This window comes from Streptomyces flavotricini, assembly GCF_020639365.1.
Taxonomy (GTDB): Bacteria; Actinomycetota; Actinomycetes; order Streptomycetales; family Streptomycetaceae; genus Streptomyces; species Streptomyces flavotricini.
This window is the reverse complement of sequence record NZ_JAINUL010000001.1, coordinates 3,919,521-3,937,997: the sequence shown is the minus strand read 5'-3', so window position 1 is coordinate 3,937,997 and position 18,477 is coordinate 3,919,521. Positions and strand designations below refer to the sequence as shown.

The 18,477-nt window shown below is 68.6% G+C and carries 14 protein-coding genes; 11 read left to right on the top strand and 3 right to left on the bottom strand.

The window, feature by feature from the left end; translation table 11 throughout:
* The first annotated feature begins 32 nt into the window (after window positions 1-32).
* Window positions 33-3,932 (top strand): DNA-directed RNA polymerase subunit beta', encoded by a 3,900-nt coding sequence (locus K7B10_RS17665; RefSeq protein WP_030154672.1) that lies wholly within the window; start codon window positions 33-35, stop codon window positions 3,930-3,932.
* 102 nt (window positions 3,933-4,034) lie between these two features.
* On the opposite strand, the gene K7B10_RS17660 is transcribed toward K7B10_RS17665, so the two are convergent.
* Window positions 4,035-6,524 carry a YfhO family protein gene (locus K7B10_RS17660; protein ID WP_229337004.1) on the bottom strand — a complete coding sequence of 830 codons (2,490 nt, stop codon included), beginning with the start codon at window positions 6,522-6,524 and terminating at the stop codon, window positions 4,035-4,037.
* A 473-nt stretch (window positions 6,525-6,997) separates the two neighbouring features.
* On the opposite strand from K7B10_RS17660, the gene rpsL reads away from it, so the two are divergent.
* The 4 genes from rpsL (at window position 6,998) to tuf (ending at window position 11,356) form a co-directional block, all read left to right on the top strand.
* A complete protein-coding gene (rpsL, locus tag K7B10_RS17655; RefSeq protein ID WP_007265893.1) occupies window positions 6,998-7,369 on the top strand; it encodes a 30S ribosomal protein S12 in 372 nt (123 codons plus the stop codon).
* A gap of 2 nt (window positions 7,370-7,371) precedes the next feature.
* Entirely contained in the window at window positions 7,372-7,842 is a 471-nt protein-coding gene (rpsG, locus tag K7B10_RS17650) for a 30S ribosomal protein S7 (protein WP_007265894.1), read from the top strand.
* Window positions 7,843-7,881: 39 nt separating this feature from the next.
* Window positions 7,882-10,014 carry an elongation factor G gene (fusA, locus tag K7B10_RS17645; protein ID WP_030873555.1) on the top strand — a complete coding sequence of 711 codons (2,133 nt, stop codon included), beginning with the start codon at window positions 7,882-7,884 and terminating at the stop codon, window positions 10,012-10,014.
* Between the two features lie 148 nt (window positions 10,015-10,162).
* Window positions 10,163-11,356 carry an elongation factor Tu gene (tuf, locus tag K7B10_RS17640; protein WP_030873556.1) on the top strand — a complete coding sequence of 398 codons (1,194 nt, stop codon included), beginning with the start codon at window positions 10,163-10,165 and terminating at the stop codon, window positions 11,354-11,356.
* 218 nt (window positions 11,357-11,574) lie between these two features.
* On the opposite strand, the gene rfbC is transcribed toward tuf, so the two are convergent.
* The gene (rfbC, locus tag K7B10_RS17635) at window positions 11,575-12,156 is read right to left on the bottom strand and encodes a dTDP-4-dehydrorhamnose 3,5-epimerase (protein ID WP_267502091.1); all 582 of its coding nucleotides are present in this window, start codon (window positions 12,154-12,156) and stop codon (window positions 11,575-11,577) included.
* Between the two features lie 17 nt (window positions 12,157-12,173).
* Window positions 12,174-13,049, bottom strand: coding sequence for a glucose-1-phosphate thymidylyltransferase RfbA (gene rfbA / locus K7B10_RS17630; protein WP_229337000.1), 876 nt, complete (start codon window positions 13,047-13,049; stop codon window positions 12,174-12,176).
* 83 nt (window positions 13,050-13,132) lie between these two features.
* Between rfbA and rfbB the strand changes: the two genes are divergently transcribed.
* The 6 genes from rfbB (at window position 13,133) to K7B10_RS17600 (ending at window position 18,477) form a co-directional block, all read left to right on the top strand.
* Window positions 13,133-14,110, top strand: coding sequence for a dTDP-glucose 4,6-dehydratase (gene rfbB, locus K7B10_RS17625; RefSeq protein ID WP_229336998.1), 978 nt, complete (start codon window positions 13,133-13,135; stop codon window positions 14,108-14,110).
* Complete coding sequence (gene rfbD, locus K7B10_RS17620) at window positions 14,107-15,030, top strand: dTDP-4-dehydrorhamnose reductase (RefSeq protein ID WP_308284595.1); 924 nt, start codon at window positions 14,107-14,109, stop codon at window positions 15,028-15,030. Before rfbB ends, rfbD begins: the two co-directional genes overlap by 4 nt.
* Window positions 15,027-16,358 carry a lipopolysaccharide biosynthesis protein gene (locus tag K7B10_RS17615; RefSeq protein ID WP_229336996.1) on the top strand — a complete coding sequence of 444 codons (1,332 nt, stop codon included), beginning with the start codon at window positions 15,027-15,029 and terminating at the stop codon, window positions 16,356-16,358. Before rfbD ends, K7B10_RS17615 begins: the two co-directional genes overlap by 4 nt.
* Before the next feature lie 68 nt (window positions 16,359-16,426).
* Window positions 16,427-17,113 (top strand): glycosyltransferase family 2 protein, encoded by a 687-nt coding sequence (locus K7B10_RS17610; RefSeq protein ID WP_229336994.1) that lies wholly within the window; start codon window positions 16,427-16,429, stop codon window positions 17,111-17,113.
* Window positions 17,113-17,565 (top strand): DUF2304 domain-containing protein, encoded by a 453-nt coding sequence (locus K7B10_RS17605; protein WP_229336993.1) that lies wholly within the window; start codon window positions 17,113-17,115, stop codon window positions 17,563-17,565. The genes K7B10_RS17610 and K7B10_RS17605 overlap by 1 nt, the downstream gene beginning before the upstream one ends.
* Window positions 17,566-17,574: 9 nt before the next feature.
* Window positions 17,575-18,477, top strand: a complete 903-nt coding sequence (locus tag K7B10_RS17600) for a glycosyltransferase family 2 protein (RefSeq protein WP_229336990.1) — start codon at window positions 17,575-17,577, stop codon at window positions 18,475-18,477.

Below are 18,477 nucleotides of genomic sequence, written 5' to 3'. Positions count from 1 at the left end.
AGACTCGACCCCGAAAGAGGGATTGACGCACAGTGCTCGACGTCAACTTCTTCGACGAGCTGCGGATCGGCCTTGCCACCGCGGACGACATCCGAACCTGGTCCCACGGCGAGGTCAAGAAGCCGGAGACCATCAACTACCGCACCCTCAAGCCCGAGAAGGACGGACTCTTCTGCGAGAAGATCTTCGGTCCGACCCGGGACTGGGAGTGCTACTGCGGCAAGTACAAGCGTGTCCGCTTCAAGGGCATCATCTGTGAGCGCTGTGGCGTCGAGGTCACGCGCGCCAAGGTGCGTCGTGAGCGGATGGGCCACATCGAGCTTGCCGCTCCCGTCACCCACATCTGGTACTTCAAGGGCGTCCCGTCGCGCCTGGGCTACCTGCTGGACCTCGCGCCGAAGGACCTCGAGAAGGTCATCTACTTCGCCGCGTACATGATCACGTTCGTGGACGACGAGCGCCGCACCCGCGACCTCCCGTCGCTGGAGGCCCACGTCTCCGTCGAGCGCCAGCAGATCGAGAACCGCCGTGACGCGGACCTCGAAGGCCGTGCCAAGAAGCTCGAGACCGACCTGGCCGAGCTTGAGGCCGAGGGCGCCAAGGCCGACGTGCGCCGCAAGGTGCGCGAAGGCGCCGAGCGCGAGATGAAGCAGCTCCGTGACCGCGCCCAGCGCGAGATCGACCGTCTGGACGAGGTCTGGAACCGCTTCAAGAACCTCAAGGTCCAGGACCTCGAGGGCGACGAGCTGCTCTACCGCGAGCTGCGCGACCGCTTCGGCACGTACTTCGACGGTTCGATGGGTGCCGCGGCGCTGCAGAAGCGCCTGGAGTCCTTCGACCTCGAAGAGGAGGCCGAGCGCCTCCGCGAGATCATCCGTACCGGCAAGGGCCAGAAGAAGACCCGTGCGCTCAAGCGCCTCAAGGTCGTCTCCGCGTTCCTGCAGACCAGCAACAGCCCCAAGGGCATGGTGCTCGACTGCGTGCCGGTCATCCCGCCGGACCTTCGCCCGATGGTGCAGCTGGACGGTGGCCGCTTCGCGACCTCCGACCTGAACGACCTGTACCGCCGCGTGATCAACCGCAACAACCGCCTGAAGCGCCTTCTCGACCTCGGTGCCCCCGAGATCATCGTGAACAACGAGAAGCGCATGCTCCAGGAGGCCGTGGACGCCCTCTTCGACAACGGTCGTCGTGGTCGCCCGGTGACCGGTCCCGGCAACCGTCCGCTGAAGTCCCTGAGCGACATGCTCAAGGGCAAGCAGGGTCGATTCCGTCAGAACCTCCTCGGCAAGCGCGTGGACTACTCCGCGCGTTCCGTGATCGTCGTCGGTCCGCAGCTGAAGCTGCACCAGTGTGGTCTGCCCAAGGCCATGGCGCTGGAGCTCTTCAAGCCGTTCGTGATGAAGCGCCTGGTCGACCTGAACCACGCGCAGAACATCAAGTCGGCGAAGCGCATGGTCGAGCGCGGCCGCACGGTCGTGTACGACGTGCTCGAAGAGGTCATCGCCGAGCACCCGGTCCTGCTGAACCGTGCGCCCACGCTGCACCGCCTCGGCATCCAGGCCTTCGAGCCCCAGCTGGTCGAAGGCAAGGCCATCCAGATCCACCCGCTCGTCTGCACCGCGTTCAACGCGGACTTCGACGGTGACCAGATGGCCGTGCACCTGCCGCTCTCCGCGGAGGCGCAGGCCGAGGCCCGCATCCTGATGCTGTCCTCGAACAACATCCTCAAGCCGGCCGACGGCCGTCCGGTCACGATGCCGACCCAGGACATGGTCCTCGGTCTGTTCTTCCTGACCACCGACGGTGAGCTCCGTGACACCAAGGGCGAGGGCCGTGCGTTCGGCTCCACGGCCGAGGCGATCATGGCGTTCGACGCCGGCGAGCTCGCGCTGCAGTCGTCCGTCGACATCCGCTTCCCGGTGGGCACCATCCCGCCGCGTGGCTGGGTGCCGCCGGTCGCCGAAGAGGGCGAGCAGGAGTTCCAGCCGGGCGACAGCTTCCGTCTGAAGACCTCGCTGGGCCGCGCGCTCTTCAACGAGCTGCTGCCCGAGGACTACCCGTTCGTCGACTACTCGGTGGGCAAGAAGCAGCTCTCCGAGATCGTCAACGACCTGGCGGAGCGCTACCCCAAGGTCATCGTGGCGGCGACGCTCGACAACCTGAAGGCGGCCGGCTTCCACTGGGCGACCCGTTCGGGCGTCACCGTGGCCATCTCCGACGTCGTCGTGCCCGAGGCCAAGAAGGCCATCGTCGCGGGCTACGAGGCGATGGACGAGAAGGTCCAGAAGCAGTACGAGCGCGGTCTGATCACCAAGGACGAGCGCACGCAGGAGCTCATCGCGATCTGGACCAAGGCGACCAACGAGGTTGCCGAGGCGATGAACGCGAACTTCCCCAAGACGAACCCCATCTTCATGATGGTTGACTCGGGTGCCCGAGGAAACATGATGCAGATGCGACAGATCGCCGGTATGCGTGGTCTGGTGTCGAACGCGAAGAACGAGACCATCCCGCGTCCGATCAAGGCGTCCTTCCGTGAGGGCCTCACCGTTCTGGAGTACTTCATCTCCACGCACGGTGCCCGTAAGGGTCTGGCGGACACCGCCCTGCGTACCGCCGACTCGGGTTACCTGACCCGTCGTCTGGTGGACGTCTCGCAGGACGTGATCATCCGCGAGGAGGACTGCGGCACCGAGCGCGGCCTGAAGCTGAAGATCGCCGTTCGCGGCGAGGACGGCGTGCTGCGCAAGGCCGACGACGTCGAGACGTCCGTCTACGCCCGCATGCTGGCCGAGGACGTCGTCATCGACGGCAAGGTCATCGCGCCGGCCAACGTCGACCTCGGTGACGTCCTGATCGACGCCCTGGTAGCCAACGGCGTCGAGGAGGTCAAGACCCGCTCGGTCCTGACCTGTGAGTCCGCGGTCGGCACCTGTGCCTTCTGCTACGGACGCTCGCTCGCCACCGGCAAGCTGGTCGACATCGGTGAGGCGGTCGGCATCATCGCCGCCCAGTCCATCGGTGAGCCCGGTACCCAGCTGACGATGCGTACCTTCCACACCGGTGGTGTGGCCGGTGACGACATCACGCAGGGTCTGCCGCGTGTCGTCGAGCTCTTCGAGGCCCGTACCCCGAAGGGTGTCGCCCCGATCTCCGAGGCCGCCGGCCGCGTGCGGATCGAGGAGACCGAGAAGACGAAGAAGATCGTCATCACGCCCGACGACGGCAGCGACGAGACGGCGTTCCCGATCTCGAAGCGCGCCAAGGTCATCGTGCACGAGGGCGACCACGTCGAGGTGGGCCAGAAGCTCACCGCGGGTGCCACCAACCCGCACGACGTGCTGCGCATCCTCGGCCAGCGTGCCGTCCAGGTCCACCTGGTCGGCGAAGTCCAGAAGGTCTACAACTCGCAGGGCGTGTCGATCCACGACAAGCACATCGAGATCATCATCCGGCAGATGCTGCGCCGCGTGACGATCATCGAGTCCGGCGACGCGGAGCTCCTGCCGGGCGAGCTCGTCGAGCGCTCGAAGTTCGAGACCGAGAACCGTCGTGTGGTCACCGAGGGCGGTCACCCCGCCTCCGGCCGTCCGCAGCTGATGGGTATCACCAAGGCCTCGCTGGCGACGGAATCCTGGCTGTCGGCCGCCTCCTTCCAGGAGACGACCCGAGTCCTGACGGATGCGGCGATCAACGCCAAGTCCGACAGCCTCATCGGCCTCAAGGAGAACGTCATCATCGGTAAGCTCATCCCGGCCGGTACGGGCCTCGCCCGCTACCGCAACATCCGGGTCGAGCCCACCGAGGAAGCGAAGGCCGCGATGTACTCGGCCGTCGGCTACGACGACATCGACTACTCGCCCTTCGGCACCGGCTCCGGCCAGGCCGTCCCGCTGGAGGACTACGACTACGGCCCGTACAACGGCTGACAGCTCGTATGAAGGAAGCCCCCCGCCGCTCCGAGAGGAGCGGCGGGGGGCTTCTTCGTGTTCCGGCCCCGGGGGGATGCCCCGGGGCCGCGGGGGACACCGTCAGGCGCGCCGGCGGCGGCGGTGGGTGGTGAGGGTTGCCGACGTGAGGGTCAGGAGGGCCAGGGCGGCGGCGGTCAGGCCGGGGGTGAGGCCCTTGGGGGTGAAGGTGCAGGAGACCTTGTCGGTGCCCGCGGGGAGGTCCACGGAGACCAGGCCGTGGAAGCTCTTCACCGGGGCCGTGCACTGCCAGCCCGGGACGGCCGTCATCGCGAAGACGGCCGTGCCCTCGGCGCCCTTCGGGAGGGTGGCTTCGATGGAGTGGCCGCCCGTGGTGACCTTCGTGGCTCCGGTGGACTTCAGCGAGGCGATCGCCGTGTCCAGGGCGGCGCGGTCCAGGCAGCCGACGGGGTGCTCGCCGGCCGTCGCGTCCTTGGTGCGCGTGTGCACCGACACGGCCACCTCGCCGTCCGCGGGGACCTCGCCCAGCTTGATCACCCCGGTCATCCGGTCTTCCAGGGGGCGGGACGCGCCGGCGTGGGTGAGGGTGCCGTAGATCTGGGGGGAGTACCAGTACGCCTCGGAGCCGGGGGCGCACTGGGCGGTGTACGTCTGCTCCGTGGCCGTGCCCCCGCGGCTGACCTGGGGGACCTGGTGGACGGTGGCGCCGAGGACGTTCTCCTGCCGGGCGTAGACGCTGTCCGCCGGGTTGGGCGAGGTGTAGGGGCCGGAGCGGAGCGTCACCAGGGGAGGGGCCGCGAAGCGCGTGGACGTCCAGCTGCCCGGTTCGGCCCCCGGGCGGACCCGGGCGCCGATGGAGAAGATCGCGTCGAGCACCGGGTCGTCGGCGCCGAAGAAGGTCCGGCCGTCGTTCTTGAAGCCGTAGCCGAGGGGCTCCAGGGTCCGGTACGTGGCCTCCGGCAGGTAGCTGCTGTAGTACTGCGGGCCCTCGGCGCGCAGGGCGAGGGCGTCGTTGTACGAGCTCTGCGGCGCGCCGGAGTCGGTCCGGTACGCGGGCCAGCCGTCCACCTGCCGGACGGCGTCGAAGTGCGCGCCGATCGAGCGGTTCGAGGTGGCGACCGGCTTCGCCCAGCGTTCGCGGCCGCGGCGGGAGTCCGCGCCGGCGGCCGCCACCGTGGACTCCGCGAAGACCACGCAGACCATGAGGACCGCGGCCACCGGGATCAGGTACCGCCGCTTCTCGCCCAGGGCGAGGAGGACGAGGGCCAGTACGGAGACGGCCCCGCCCACCAGCACCGCAGGCCAGGTCCAGCCGCCGAAGTCGTCGGCGCGGCGCAGGACGAAGGTGGCCGCGACCAGCAGGGCGGCCGTCAGCGCCACGTGCGGCGGGCGCGGGCGGTGGGCCAGGGCCAGCCAGGCCAGGACCACCACCATGCCGCTGAAGACGAAGGCCTCGCGGTACGGGTTGCCGTTCGGCACCGCCAGCCCGTGCCACACGTACTGGGTCGGCGGGAACTGGAACGAGGCGACGACGAGCAGGGTCGCCGCCGCCCACACCAGGCGGGTCCGGCGGGCGATGGCGGCGTTGAACAGGAACGATCCGGCGAGGATCAGGCCGAGCGAAGCCACGTACAGCCGCGGGCGGCCGCCCCACAGGTGCGTGGCGGGGAGCATCCCGGCGAGGAACAGTTCGATCCGCACGGGCTCGAAGGCCCCGGCCTGGGTGGGCTGGGCGGAGCCGCTGGAGAGGAACGACGGCAGCAGGAGCGGGAGGGTCAGCAGGATGCCCGTCCCGGCGGCCGTCGCGGCCCGCCACACCGCGCGCAGCCGCTGCCGGCCGGTCATGTCCCGGGTGATCAGGCGGATGGCGAGCAGTACGCAGGCGGCCATCGTGGCCATCATCGCGGTGTAGAAGTTGCCGAACCAGGCGAGCGCGACGAACAGCGCGACGCCCGGCCAGCGGCGCTCCTCCAGGCACCACTCGACGGCGATGCCGAGCAGCGGGAGGGCGACCAGGCCCCACAGCCACATCGGGATGTACGAGGCGTCGCTGAGCGCCCAGCCGCAGAGCCCGTAGCAGGCGCCGAGCACCCCGCGCTGCCACCACGGGCCGGGGTGGAGCTTGCCGAGGTAGACCGTCATGACGGCGGCGGCGGTGCCCATGGTGATCGGGGTGATCGCGAAGACGGCGAGGTCGACGTGGTCGCGCGGGACCAGGACGGCCAGCCAGGAGAACGGGTTGCCGAGGTACGTGTAGTAGTCGGACAGGAACTGCTGGCCGAAGCCCGCGCGCCAGGTGAAGAGCACGTCACCGGCGGACTGCCCGTGGGCCAGGTCCCACAGTGCGCGGTGGAAGGGCACGTACTGGTTGGCCTGGTCGTTGATGGCCCGGCCGGTGTTGCCGAAGGGGTAGGTGCCGCGGGCGGCCCAGGCCGAGCAGAACGCGGCCGAGGTGATCAGGAACGCCAGCAGGGGCCCGTACAGGCGGCCGCGCAGACGGGCGGGTACGCGGGCGAGCCGCAGGGGCCGGCGGCGGGGAGACGGCAGGGCCGGACGGTCCGTCGCCGTCGTCTCCGAGGTGACCGTCCGCAATGTCCCGCTCCCTGAGTGCTCGTGGATGCCGTGGATGCCGTGGATGCCCGTGGACGTCCGTCGACGCCTGCGCCGTTTCGCGACGAATCAAGCGAATCGCTGGGGCAGTTTAGTTCGCGGGGGCGGCCGCCCCGTCCCGCTCCGCTTAGCACGCCTTTACCACATGCGCGAGTCGGCAGGGCCACACCGGGGTCTCGCCCAAGCGGCACATGACCGGCGGCGATATCGCGCTCGTCCCGCGCGGGCCTTTGTTTTGACCGGATGGGATGCGGTAGGTACGCTCAGACCTTGTGCCTGGGGTGTGCCTGGGCTCCTGTGCGTGTCCATCAACCGCATGAGAGCCGGATCAGCCACCGCGATCCATGCGTTTCCGTGCTTGCGCGGAGTCCCGCCGGATCCGACACACCCGACCGCGTGGGTCGGCAAAGTTCCAGGTTAGCTTCACTACACGGCACACAGAAACCGGAGAAGTAGTGCCTACGATCCAGCAGCTGGTCCGTAAGGGCCGGCAGGACAAGGTCGAGAAGACGAAGACGCCCGCGCTTGAGGCTTCGCCCCAGCGCCGCGGCGTCTGCACGCGTGTGTTCACGACCACCCCGAAGAAGCCGAACTCGGCGCTCCGTAAGGTCGCGCGTGTGCGTCTGACCTCCGGCATCGAGGTCACCGCTTACATTCCGGGTGAGGGACACAACCTGCAGGAGCACTCGATCGTGCTCGTGCGTGGTGGCCGTGTGAAGGACCTGCCGGGTGTTCGTTACAAGATCATCCGCGGTGCGCTTGACACCCAGGCTGTCAAGAACCGCAAGCAGGCCCGCAGCCGCTACGGCGCCAAGAAGGAGAAGTAAGAATGCCTCGTAAGGGCCCCGCCCCGAAGCGCCCGGTCATCATCGACCCGGTCTACGCATCTCCTCTGGTGACGTCGCTCATCAACAAGATCCTCCTGAACGGCAAGCGCTCCACCGCCGAGCGCATCGTTTACGGCGCCATGGAAGGCCTCCGCGAGAAGACCGGCAACGACCCGGTCATCACGCTGAAGCGCGCGCTCGAGAACGTCAAGCCGTCCCTCGAGGTCAAGTCCCGCCGTGTCGGTGGCGCGACCTACCAGGTCCCCGTCGAGGTCAAGCCGGGTCGCCAGTCGACCCTGGCCCTCCGCTGGCTCGTGGGTTACTCCCGCGCCCGTCGTGAGAAGACCATGACCGAGCGCCTCATGAACGAGCTGCTCGACGCCTCCAACGGTCTTGGCGCTGCCGTCAAGAAGCGCGAGGACACGCACAAGATGGCCGAGTCCAACAAGGCCTTCGCGCACTACCGCTGGTAGTCCCAACCCACATCGAGACCGAGAGAAGACTGAGCCGATATGGCTACCACTTCGCTTGACCTGGCCAAGGTGCGCAACATCGGCATCATGGCTCACATCGACGCGGGCAAGACGACCACCACCGAGCGCATCCTGTTCTACACCGGTGTGTCTTACAAGATCGGTGAAGTCCACGACGGCGCTGCCACGATGGACTGGATGGAGCAGGAGCAGGAGCGCGGCATCACGATCACGTCTGCCGCGACGACCTGCCACTGGCCGCTCGAGGACGTCGACCACACCATCAACATCATCGACACCCCGGGCCACGTGGACTTCACGGTCGAGGTGGAGCGTTCGCTCCGCGTCCTCGACGGTGCCGTCACCGTGTTCGACGGTGTCGCCGGTGTGGAGCCGCAGTCGGAGACGGTGTGGCGTCAGGCCGACCGTTACGGCGTGCCGCGCATCTGCTTCGTCAACAAGCTCGACCGCACCGGCGCCGAGTTCCACCGCTGCGTCGACATGATCAAGGACCGCCTCGGTGCGGTTCCGATCGTCATGCAGCTCCCCATCGGTGCCGAGGCCGACTTCCAGGGTGTCGTCGACCTCGTCACGATGAAGGCGTTCGTCTGGTCCGCCGAGGCGACCAAGGGCGAGATGTACGACATCGTCGACATCCCGGCCACGCACACCGAGGCCGCTGAAGAGTGGCGCGGCAAGCTGGTCGAGACCGTCGCCGAGAACGACGACGAGATCATGGAGCTCTTCCTGAACGGCGACGAGCCGTCCGTGGAGCAGCTGCACGCCGCCGTCCGTCGCATCATCCTCGGCTCCGGCAAGGGCAAGGGCGAGCCCACGATCACCGCGGTGTTCTGTGGCACGGCGTTCAAGAACAAGGGCGTTCAGCCCCTGCTCGACGCCGTCGTCCGCTACCTGCCGTCGCCGCTGGACATCGAGGCCATCGAGGGCCACGACGTCCGCGACGCCGAGGTGGTCGTGAAGCGCAAGCCGTCCGACGAGGAGCCCCTCGCGGCGCTGGCGTTCAAGATCATGAGCGACCCGCACCTCGGCAAGCTCACCTTCGTCCGGGTTTACTCGGGCCGCCTGGAGGCCGGCACCTCGGTGCTGAACTCCGTCAAGGGCAAGAAGGAGCGCATCGGCAAGATCTACCGCATGCACGCCAACAAGCGTGAAGAGATCGACGCGGTGGGCGCCGGTGACATCGTCGCCGTCATGGGCCTGAAGCAGACCACCACCGGTGAGACGCTGTGTGACGACAAGCAGCCCGTGATCCTGGAGTCCATGGACTTCCCGGCTCCGGTCATCCAGGTCGCCATCGAGCCCAAGTCCAAGGGTGACCAGGAGAAGCTGGGTGTCGCCATCCAGCGCCTGGCGGAGGAGGACCCCTCCTTCCACGTTCACTCGGACGAGGAGACGGGCCAGACCATCCTCGGCGGTATGGGCGAGCTGCACCTCGAGGTGCTGGTCGACCGTATGAAGCGTGAGTTCAAGGTCGAGGCCAACGTCGGCAAGCCGCAGGTCGCGTACCGCGAGACCATCCGCGGCACCGTCGAGCGTCACGACTACACGCACAAGAAGCAGACCGGTGGTACCGGTCAGTTCGCCAAGGTGCAGATCGCGATCGAGCCCATCACCGAGGCCGACGGCCCGGCGTACGAGTTCGTGAACAAGGTCACCGGTGGCCGCGTGCCGAAGGAGTACATCCCTTCGGTCGACGCCGGTGCGCAGGAGGCCATGCAGTTCGGCATCCTGGCCGGCTACGAGATGACGGGCGTTCGCGTCACGCTTCTCGACGGTGGCTACCACGAGGTCGACTCCTCCGAGCTCGCGTTCAAGATCGCCGGTTCGCAGGCCTTCAAGGAGGCCGCGCGCAAGGCGTCCCCCGTGCTCATGGAGCCGATGATGGCCGTCGAGGTCACCACCCCTGAGGACTACATGGGTGACGTCATCGGTGACATCAACTCTCGCCGTGGCCAGATCCAGGCCATGGAAGAGCGTCACGGTGCTCGTGTCGTGAAGGGCCTCGTGCCCCTTTCGGAGATGTTCGGCTACGTCGGAGACCTCCGCAGCAAGACCTCGGGTCGCGCCAGCTACTCGATGCAGTTCGACTCCTACGCCGAGGTTCCCCGGAACGTCGCCGAGGAGATCATCGCGAAGGCCAAGGGCGAGTAACTCTTCCGAGTACACGCTTTAGGCTTGTCACCGGAGCCCCCGGGGCAACAGGAGTAACCCTCCGTTGCCCCGGAGGGGCCGGCTTTCCAGCAAAGATCACCTGGCGCCGATGAGTAAGGCGTACAGAACCACTCTCCAGGAGGACCCCGTGGCGAAGGCGAAGTTCGAGCGGACTAAGCCGCACGTCAACATCGGCACCATCGGTCACATTGACCACGGTAAGACGACCCTCACGGCCGCCATTACCAAGGTGCTGCACGACGCGTACCCGGACCTGAACGAGGCCTCGGCCTTCGACCAGATCGACAAGGCTCCTGAGGAGCGCCAGCGCGGTATCACCATCTCCATCGCGCACGTCGAGTACCAGACCGAGGCGCGTCACTACGCCCACGTCGACTGCCCGGGTCACGCTGACTACATCAAGAACATGATCACCGGTGCCGCGCAGATGGACGGCGCCATCCTCGTGGTCGCCGCCACCGACGGCCCGATGCCGCAGACCAAGGAGCACGTGCTCCTGGCCCGCCAGGTCGGCGTTCCGTACATCGTCGTCGCCCTGAACAAGGCCGACATGGTGGACGACGAGGAGATCCTGGAGCTCGTCGAGCTCGAGGTCCGTGAGCTGCTCTCCGAGTACGAGTTCCCGGGCGACGACCTGCCGGTCGTCCGCGTCTCCGCGCTGAAGGCCCTCGAGGGCGACAAGGAGTGGGGCGAGAAGCTCCTCGGCCTCATGTCCGCCGTCGACGAGTCGATCCCGACCCCGCCGCGTGACACCGAGAAGCCGTTCCTCATGCCCGTCGAGGACGTCTTCACGATCACCGGTCGCGGTACGGTCGTCACCGGCCGTATCGAGCGTGGTGTCCTGAAGGTCAACGAGACCGTCGACATCATCGGCATCAAGGAAGCCAAGACCACCACCACGGTCACCGGCATCGAGATGTTCCGCAAGCTGCTCGACGAGGGCCAGGCCGGTGAGAACGTCGGTCTGCTCCTCCGTGGCATCAAGCGCGAGGACGTCGAGCGCGGCCAGGTCATCATCAAGCCCGGTTCGGTCACGCCGCACACCGAGTTCGAGGCCCAGGCCTACATCCTGTCGAAGGACGAGGGTGGCCGTCACACCCCGTTCTTCAACAACTACCGCCCGCAGTTCTACTTCCGTACCACGGACGTCACGGGTGTCGTCACCCTGCCGGCCGGCACGGAGATGGTCATGCCGGGCGACAACACCGAGATGACGGTCGCGCTGATCCAGCCGGTCGCCATGGAGGAGGGCCTGAAGTTCGCCATCCGTGAGGGTGGTCGTACGGTCGGCGCCGGCCAGGTCATCAAGATCACGAAGTAATTCGTGCTCTGACCTGGTAGCTCGCGCGAGCGGGCACCATGTTTGACAGAAGGGCCCCTTCCCCACCGCTCCGGCGGCGGGGGAGGGGCCCTTCGTCGTACGGACGGGCGGGACGGGCGGGACGTGCAGGACGCGCGTCACGTGCGCACGGCACACGGAAGAGGGCCGCACCCCCGATGACGGGGTGCGGCCCTCTCTCGTGCCCTGCGGGGGATCCGTCAGCCGGTCACGCGCAGGGACTCGGTGAACTCCTTGCAGGCGGCGTAGTCCGGCAGCAGGCCCGACTCGATCGCCTCGGCCAGCGTCGGCGCGGCCTCGTCGCGGGCGGACAGCAGCGGCACGTCCGCCGGCCACTCGATGCCCAGGTCCGCGTCGAGCGGGTGAACCGAGTGCTCGCCGGTCGGGTTGTACGTCTCCGAGCAGAGGTACGACAGCGTGGCGTCGTCGCTCAGCGCGCAGAACCCGTGGCCCAGCCCCTCCGGGATGTAGACCGCGCGGCGGTCCACGTCGTCCAGGCGGACGCCCTCCCAGCGGCCGAAGGTCGGGGAGCCGACCCGCAGGTCCACGATGACGTCGAGCACGGCGCCGCGCACGCAGGTCACGTACTTGGCCTGGCCGCGCGGCACGTCGGCGAAGTGGATGCCCCGGACCACGCCGCGCGAGGACACCGAGAGGTTCGCCTGCGCCAGGTTCAGCGGGTGGCCGACGACCTCGGACAGCTTGTCGAAGCGGTACCACTCGGTGAACAGGCCGCGCGGGTCGCCGTGCAGCTGCGGGGTGATCTCGTAGGCGCCCTCCATCGAGAGCTGGCGGAACTTCACCGGGAGGACTCCTCTTCGAGCAGAGCGATCAGGTAGTCGCCGTAGCCGCTCTTGAGCAGCGGCTGGGCCAGTTCGCGCAGCTGCGCGGAGTCGATCAGGCCGGCCCGCCAGGCCGCCTCCTCGATGCAGCCGATCTTGAAGCCCTGGCGCTCCTCGATCACGCGGACGAACTCCGAGGCCTGGACCATGGAGACGAAGGTCCCGGTGTCCAACCAGGCGGTGCCGCGGTCGAGGATGGTGACATTCAGCTCACCGGCCTGGAGGTACGCGTCGTTGACCGCGGTGATCTCCAGTTCGCCGCGCGCGCTGGGCTTCAGGCCACGAGCGATCTCCACGACGCGGTTGTCGTAGAAGTACAGACCCGGTACCGCGTAGCGGGACTTGGGCTTGACCGGCTTCTCCTCGATGGAGATGGCCTGGCCGTTCTCGTCGAACTCCACCACGCCGTACGCGGTCGGGTCGGCCACCGGATACGCGAAGACCCGGCCGCCCTTGGAGCCGGTGTGCTCCGCCAGGCGCGTGCCGAGGCCGCTGCCGTGGAAGATGTTGTCGCCGAGGATCAGGGCGACCGACTCGTCGCCGATGAAGTCGGCGCCGAGCACGAACGCCTGGGCGATGCCCTCGGGGCGCTCCTGGACCGCGTACTCCAGCCGTATGCCGAACTGGGAGCCGTCGCCGAGCAGTCGCTCGAACTGCGCACGGTCCTCCGGCGTGGTGATGACGAGAATCTCGCTGATTCCGGCCATGACCAGGGTGGAGAGCGGGTAGTAGATCATCGGCTTGTCGAAGACGGGGAGCAGCTGCTTCGAGACTGCCCGGGTCAGCGGCCAGAGTCGGGATCCGGTGCCACCGGCCAAGAGAATTCCACGCATGGGCCCAACCCTATGCGAGAGCACGGAGGGCGCCGCGGCGCGGGCCGGGTGGGTGGTGTACGAGCGGCTAGACTCTTCGTATTATGCGCATCCTTGTGACCGGCGGCGCCGGCTTCATCGGTTCAGAATTCGTCCGGCAGCAGCTCGGTGCAGACGCATCGGCCCAGATCACGGTCTTCGACAAGCTGACCTACTCGGGCGTCGAGGCGAACCTCGCGCCCGTCGCCGACCACCCCGGTTACAAGTTCGTCAAGGGCGACATCTGCGACGCCGAGGCCGTCGACCAGGTGATGCCCGGGCACGACGTGGTGGTGCACTTCGCCGCCGAGTCCCACGTGGACCGCTCGATCGCCGGTGCCGGCCCGTTCGTGATGACCAACGTCGTCGGTACGCAGGTGCTCCTCGACGCCGCCCGCAAGCACGGGGTCGGCCGCTTCGTCCACATCTCCACCGACGAGGTGTACGGCTCGATCAGCGAGGGCTCCTGGACCGAGGAGTGGCCGCTGGTGCCGAACTCCCCGTACTCCGCCTCCAAGGCCTCGTCCGACCTGCTGGCCCTGGCCTACGCGCGGACGCACGGCATGGACGTCGTGGTCACGCGCTGCTCCAACAACTACGGGCACTACCAGTTCCCGGAGAAGGTCATCCCGCTGTTCGTCTCGAACCTGATGGACGGCAAGAAGGTCCCGCTGTACGGCAACGGCGGCAACGTGCGCGACTGGCTGCACGTCTCCGACCACTGCCGCGGCATCGACCTGGCCATGCGGAAGGGCCGCGCCGGCGAGGTCTACAACATCGGCGGCGGAACCGAGCTCACCAACAAGGAGCTCACCGGCGTGCTGCTCGAAGCGGCCGGCCTCGGCTGGGACATGGTCGAGCAGGTCGAGGACCGCAAGGGCCACGACCTCCGCTACTCCATCGACATCAGCAAGATCGGCTCGGAGCTCGGCTACGCGCCGCAGGTCACCTTCGAGGACGGCATCAAGGCCACCATCGACTGGTACCGCGAGAACCGCGCCTGGTGGGAGCCGCTGAAGGCGAAGGCGGCCCTGCAGAAGTGAGCGCGAACCCGCGAGCCGGACGCTGGCTCGTCACCGGCGCCGCCGGGATGCTCGGCCAGGACGTCCTGGCCGTCCTGAAGGCTGCCGGGATCGAAGCCGTGGGCCTGCGCCGCACCGACCTCGACATCACCGACCCGGCCGCCGTCCGCGCGGCGGTCGAGGGCGTCACCGTGGTCGTGAACTGCGCCGCGTGGACCGACGTCGACGGCGCCGAGACCGCCGAGGACGCCGCCACCGCCGTCAACGGCACCGGCGTGCGCGTCCTCGCCGAGGCCTGCGCCGCCGCCCACGCGCGCCTGCTGCACGTCTCCACCGACTACGTGCTCCCCGGCGACGCCACCGAGCCGTACCGCGAGGACGCCGCGACCGGCCCGCTCAACGCGTACGGGCGCTCCAAGCTGATCGGCGAGCAGGCCGTAGCCGAACTGCTGCCGCAGGACGGCTACGTCGTCCGGACCGCGTGGCTGTACGGCGAGCACGGGCCGAACTTCGTCGCCACCATGCTCAAGCTGGCCGCCCAGCGCGACACCCTCGACGTCGTCGACGACCAGCACGGCCAGCCCACCTGGTCCTACGCGCTGGCCCGGCGCCTGGTCGAGCTGGGTCTCGCCGCGCTGAAGGGCACGGCCATGGGCGGGGTCTACCACGGCACCGCGAGCGGCCGGACCACCTGGATGGGGCTGGCCCGCGAGACGTACCGGCTGAGCGGGCTCGACCCGGAGCGCATCCGGCCGACCACCTCCGCCGCGTTCGTACGCCCCGCCGCCCGCCCGGCGTTCAGCGTGCTCGGGCACGACGCCTGGGAGGAAGGGGCGGGGCTGGCCCCGCTCTCCGACTGGCGCGAGCAGCTCGCCCAGGCCCTGGCCACCCCCGCGTTCAGCGCTCTGGCCGCTGCGGCCAGGAACGGCAGTACGGGATGAAGTCCCTGCTGAGCAGGCTCACCGCGGCGCTGCCGCCGGGCACCGTCGCGGTGGCCGGCGGCACTGTCGTGCTCGGTGCGGCCTCGTACGTCCACCTGGGCGTGGCCGGCCACAGCCTGTCCACGGACGCCATGGCGAACGTCTCGGTGCTGTGGACGATCGTCATGGCGCTCGGCCTCGGCATCTTCTTCCCCATCGAGCAGGAGCTCACCCGGATCGTCGCCGCCCGCGTGGTGCACGGCCAGGGAGCGGCTCCCGTGCTGCGCCGGGCCACGCTGCTGACCGCCGGGATCCTGGGCGCGACCCTGCTCGTCCTCGCCGTCGGCGCGGGCCCGATCGCGGACCTGCTGTTCCGCGGCGACCGCGGCCTGGTGGCGGCGCTCGGCGGCGCGTTCACGGGCATGGCCGTCTGCTACCTGACCCGCGGGGTCCTGGCCGGCCTCGGCCGGTTCGGCGCGTACGGCACCCAGCTGGCCGTCGACGGCGGGCTGCGCATCGCCCTCGCCTTCGGCTGCGCGGTCGCCGGGCTGCACTCGGCGCTCGCCTTCAGTCTGGTCCTGGCCGTCGCGCCGATCGCCGCGACGCTGGTCACCCTGCCGGCGCTGCTGCGCGCCGTGGAGCCCGGCGAGGACATCGCCTGGCGGGAACTGACCGCCGGACTCGGCCTGTTGATCTGCTCGACCCTGCTGTCCCAGGTCGTCGTCAACGCCGCGGTGATGAGCACCAAGCTGCTCGCCCCCACCGACAGCGTGCTGATCGCGGCGCTGCTCAACGCGCTGGTCCTGGCCCGGGTGCCGCTGTTCGTCTTCGGCTCGCTGCAGGCCTCGCTGCTCGGCGGGCTGACCGCCGCCTACACGGCCGGCGACCGGGCGGCGTTCTCCGCGATGCTGCGCCGGATCGGCGTGGTCGTCGGGGCGCTCGGCCTGCTCGGGGGAGTGCCCGCGACCGTGCTCGGCCCGTGGCTGATCAAGGTCCTGTTCGACGCCGGACCCGTACTGGGCTGCGTCGACTTCTTCCTTTTGTCCGCCGGCACCGTGGCGTACATGTTCGCGATGGTCCTCGGTCAGGCGCTGATGGTATTCAAGCGGCACAACCTGCAACTACTCTGCTGGGCCGCCGGCACCGTCGTCCTCGTCGGTGTCACCTTCGCACCGGGCGAAGTGGCCCTCCGCGTCATCCTGGCCTACGCTCTCGGCTCTCTCGCCACCGTGCTCGGTATGCTGGCGGTGCTGAGGCTGAGGTTCCCCGGAGCGGCTCCGGGTGCGACCGAAGGACCCGGGCACAAGGTCGCCGCAAGCCCACTGGGCGCCGGAGCGGTCGGGGAGTGACCATGCCGGCTTCCGACGTCCCACCGATCACCGAGCACGCGCACGTGCCACATTCCGCTGGAGCTACCGTGTCCCAATACGACGACGTCTGGCTGGTCATCCCGGCCTACAACGAGGGCCAGGTGATCGCCGATGTGGTCGAGGGAGCGCGTGAGACCTTCCCGAACATAGTCGTCGTGGACGACGGCAGCTCCGACAACTCGGCCGAGCACATCGCGACGACCGGCGCCCACCTCGTGCGCCACCCCGTCAACCTCGGCCAGGGCGCCGCCCTCCAGACCGGCCTCAAGTACGCCCTCGCGCAGCCCGGTGCCCGCTACTTCGCGACGTTCGACGCGGACGGCCAGCACCAGACGCACGACGTCGAGAAGATGGTCCGGGTGCTGCGCGACGACGAGGCCGACGTGGTCCTCGGCTCGCGCTTCATCGAGCAGAACGGCCAAGTGCCGTGGATCAAGCGCGTGGTGCTGCGTACGGCGGCGACGGTCAGCCCGACCGCCCGCAAGCTCAAGCTCACCGACTCGCACAACGGCCTGCGCGTGCTCAGCCGCAAGGCCGCCGAGCAGCTGAACATCACCATGAACGGCATGGCGCACGCCTCGGAGATCGTCGGTTTCCTGGCCGGGTCCGGCCTGCGCGTCACCGAGGTCCCGGTGGACATCCTCTACACCGAGTACTCGCGCGCCAAGGGTCAGTCCCTGATCAACGGCGTCAACATCATCTTTGACATCACGATGCGGGAGCGAAGCCGCTGATGAAGTACTTCTGGATCCAGCTGCTGCTCATCGCGGGCTCGGTGTCGATGGCCCTCATGTTCATACGGACGTGGGGCCAGGCGAAGAACCGCGCCTGGAAGCGCATCGCGTTCTCCCTGTTCGTCATCGTCAACGTGTACGCCGTGCTCCGCCCGACGGACGTCACGTGGGTGGCGCACCAGCTCGGCGTCGGCCGCGGCACCGACCTCGTGCTGTACGTCATGGTGCTCGCGATGGGCTTCCTGACCCTCAACACCTTCCTCCGCTTCCGCTCGTTGGAGAAGAAGATCACCGACCTGGCCCGGACCGTGGCCCTGTCCGAGGGCGCCCGCCACAACGACGCCCGCCTGGGTGCGGCCGTCGCCCCCGTGGTGGCGGAGACCGTCGTCGCCGAGGCCGTCGTAGCCGAGGCGAAGCCCGAGCCCGCCGACTCCGACTCCGTGAAGGCCTGACGTCCTGTGGTGACCTTCGACTTCATGCTCCCCTACTACGGGGACGTGCAGCTGATGCAGGACGCCGTCCGCAGCGTCCTGGCCCAGACGGACCGGGACTTCCGCCTCGTCGTCATCGACGACGGCAAGGAGCCGGACGTCCCGGGCTGGTTCGAGGCCCTCGGCGACGAGCGGGTGCACTACACCCGCAACGAGCAGAACCTCGGCATCACCAAGAACTTCCAGAAGTGCGTACGGCTCTCCGAGGCCGACTACGTCGTCATCATGGGCTGCGACGACCTGCTGCACCCGCACTACCTGGAGACCGTCCGCGCTCTCATCGCCGACAACCCGGGCATCGGCATGGTCCAGCCCGGCGTCGAGGTGATCGACGGCACCGGCCAGGTCGCGTACGGGCTGGCCGACCAGACCAAGCGGCGGCTGTACGCCCCGCAGGTCAAGGGCCGGCGCCTGATGGGCGGTGAGGAGCTGGCCACCAGCGTGCTGCGCGGGAACTGGCTGTACTTCCCGTCCATCTGCTGGCGCGGCGAGGCCCTGCGCGGGGTCAACTTCCGCGACGAGTACTCCGTGATCCAGGACCTGGCCCTGGTGGTCGACCTCCTCGAACTCGGCGAGCAGATGCTGATCGACGAGTCCACGACGGTGTTCAAGTACCGCCGCCACGCGGTCAGCGAATCCTCGGTGCAGGCCTTCTCCGGCACCCGCTTCACCGAGGCCGAGCGGTACTTCTCGGCGGTGGCCGACCGGATGGACGCCCGGGGCTGGCCCAGGGCCGCGCGCGCCGCGCGCTTCCACAGCGCCTCCCGCTTCCACGCCATCACGATGCTCCCGGGCGCGCTGCTCCGCGGCCACCGCGAAGGCCTCCGTACGCTCGCCAAGCACGCATTCACCGCAGGTCAGCGCGGAGACTGA

Coding starts and splice junctions, on each gene's coding strand:
- rpsG (WP_007265894.1), top strand. CDS start 7,372: ATGCCTCGTAAGGGCCCCGCCCCGAAGCGCCCGGTCATCATCGACCCG.
- fusA (WP_030873555.1), top strand. CDS start 7,882: ATGGCTACCACTTCGCTTGACCTGGCCAAGGTGCGCAACATCGGCATC.
- rfbC (WP_267502091.1), bottom strand. CDS start 12,156: ATGGAGGGCGCCTACGAGATCACCCCGCAGCTGCACGGCGACCCGCGC.
- rfbA (WP_229337000.1), bottom strand. CDS start 13,049: ATGCGTGGAATTCTCTTGGCCGGTGGCACCGGATCCCGACTCTGGCCG.
- rfbB (WP_229336998.1), top strand. CDS start 13,133: ATGCGCATCCTTGTGACCGGCGGCGCCGGCTTCATCGGTTCAGAATTC.
- K7B10_RS17615 (WP_229336996.1), top strand. CDS start 15,027: ATGAAGTCCCTGCTGAGCAGGCTCACCGCGGCGCTGCCGCCGGGCACC.
- K7B10_RS17605 (WP_229336993.1), top strand. CDS start 17,113: ATGAAGTACTTCTGGATCCAGCTGCTGCTCATCGCGGGCTCGGTGTCG.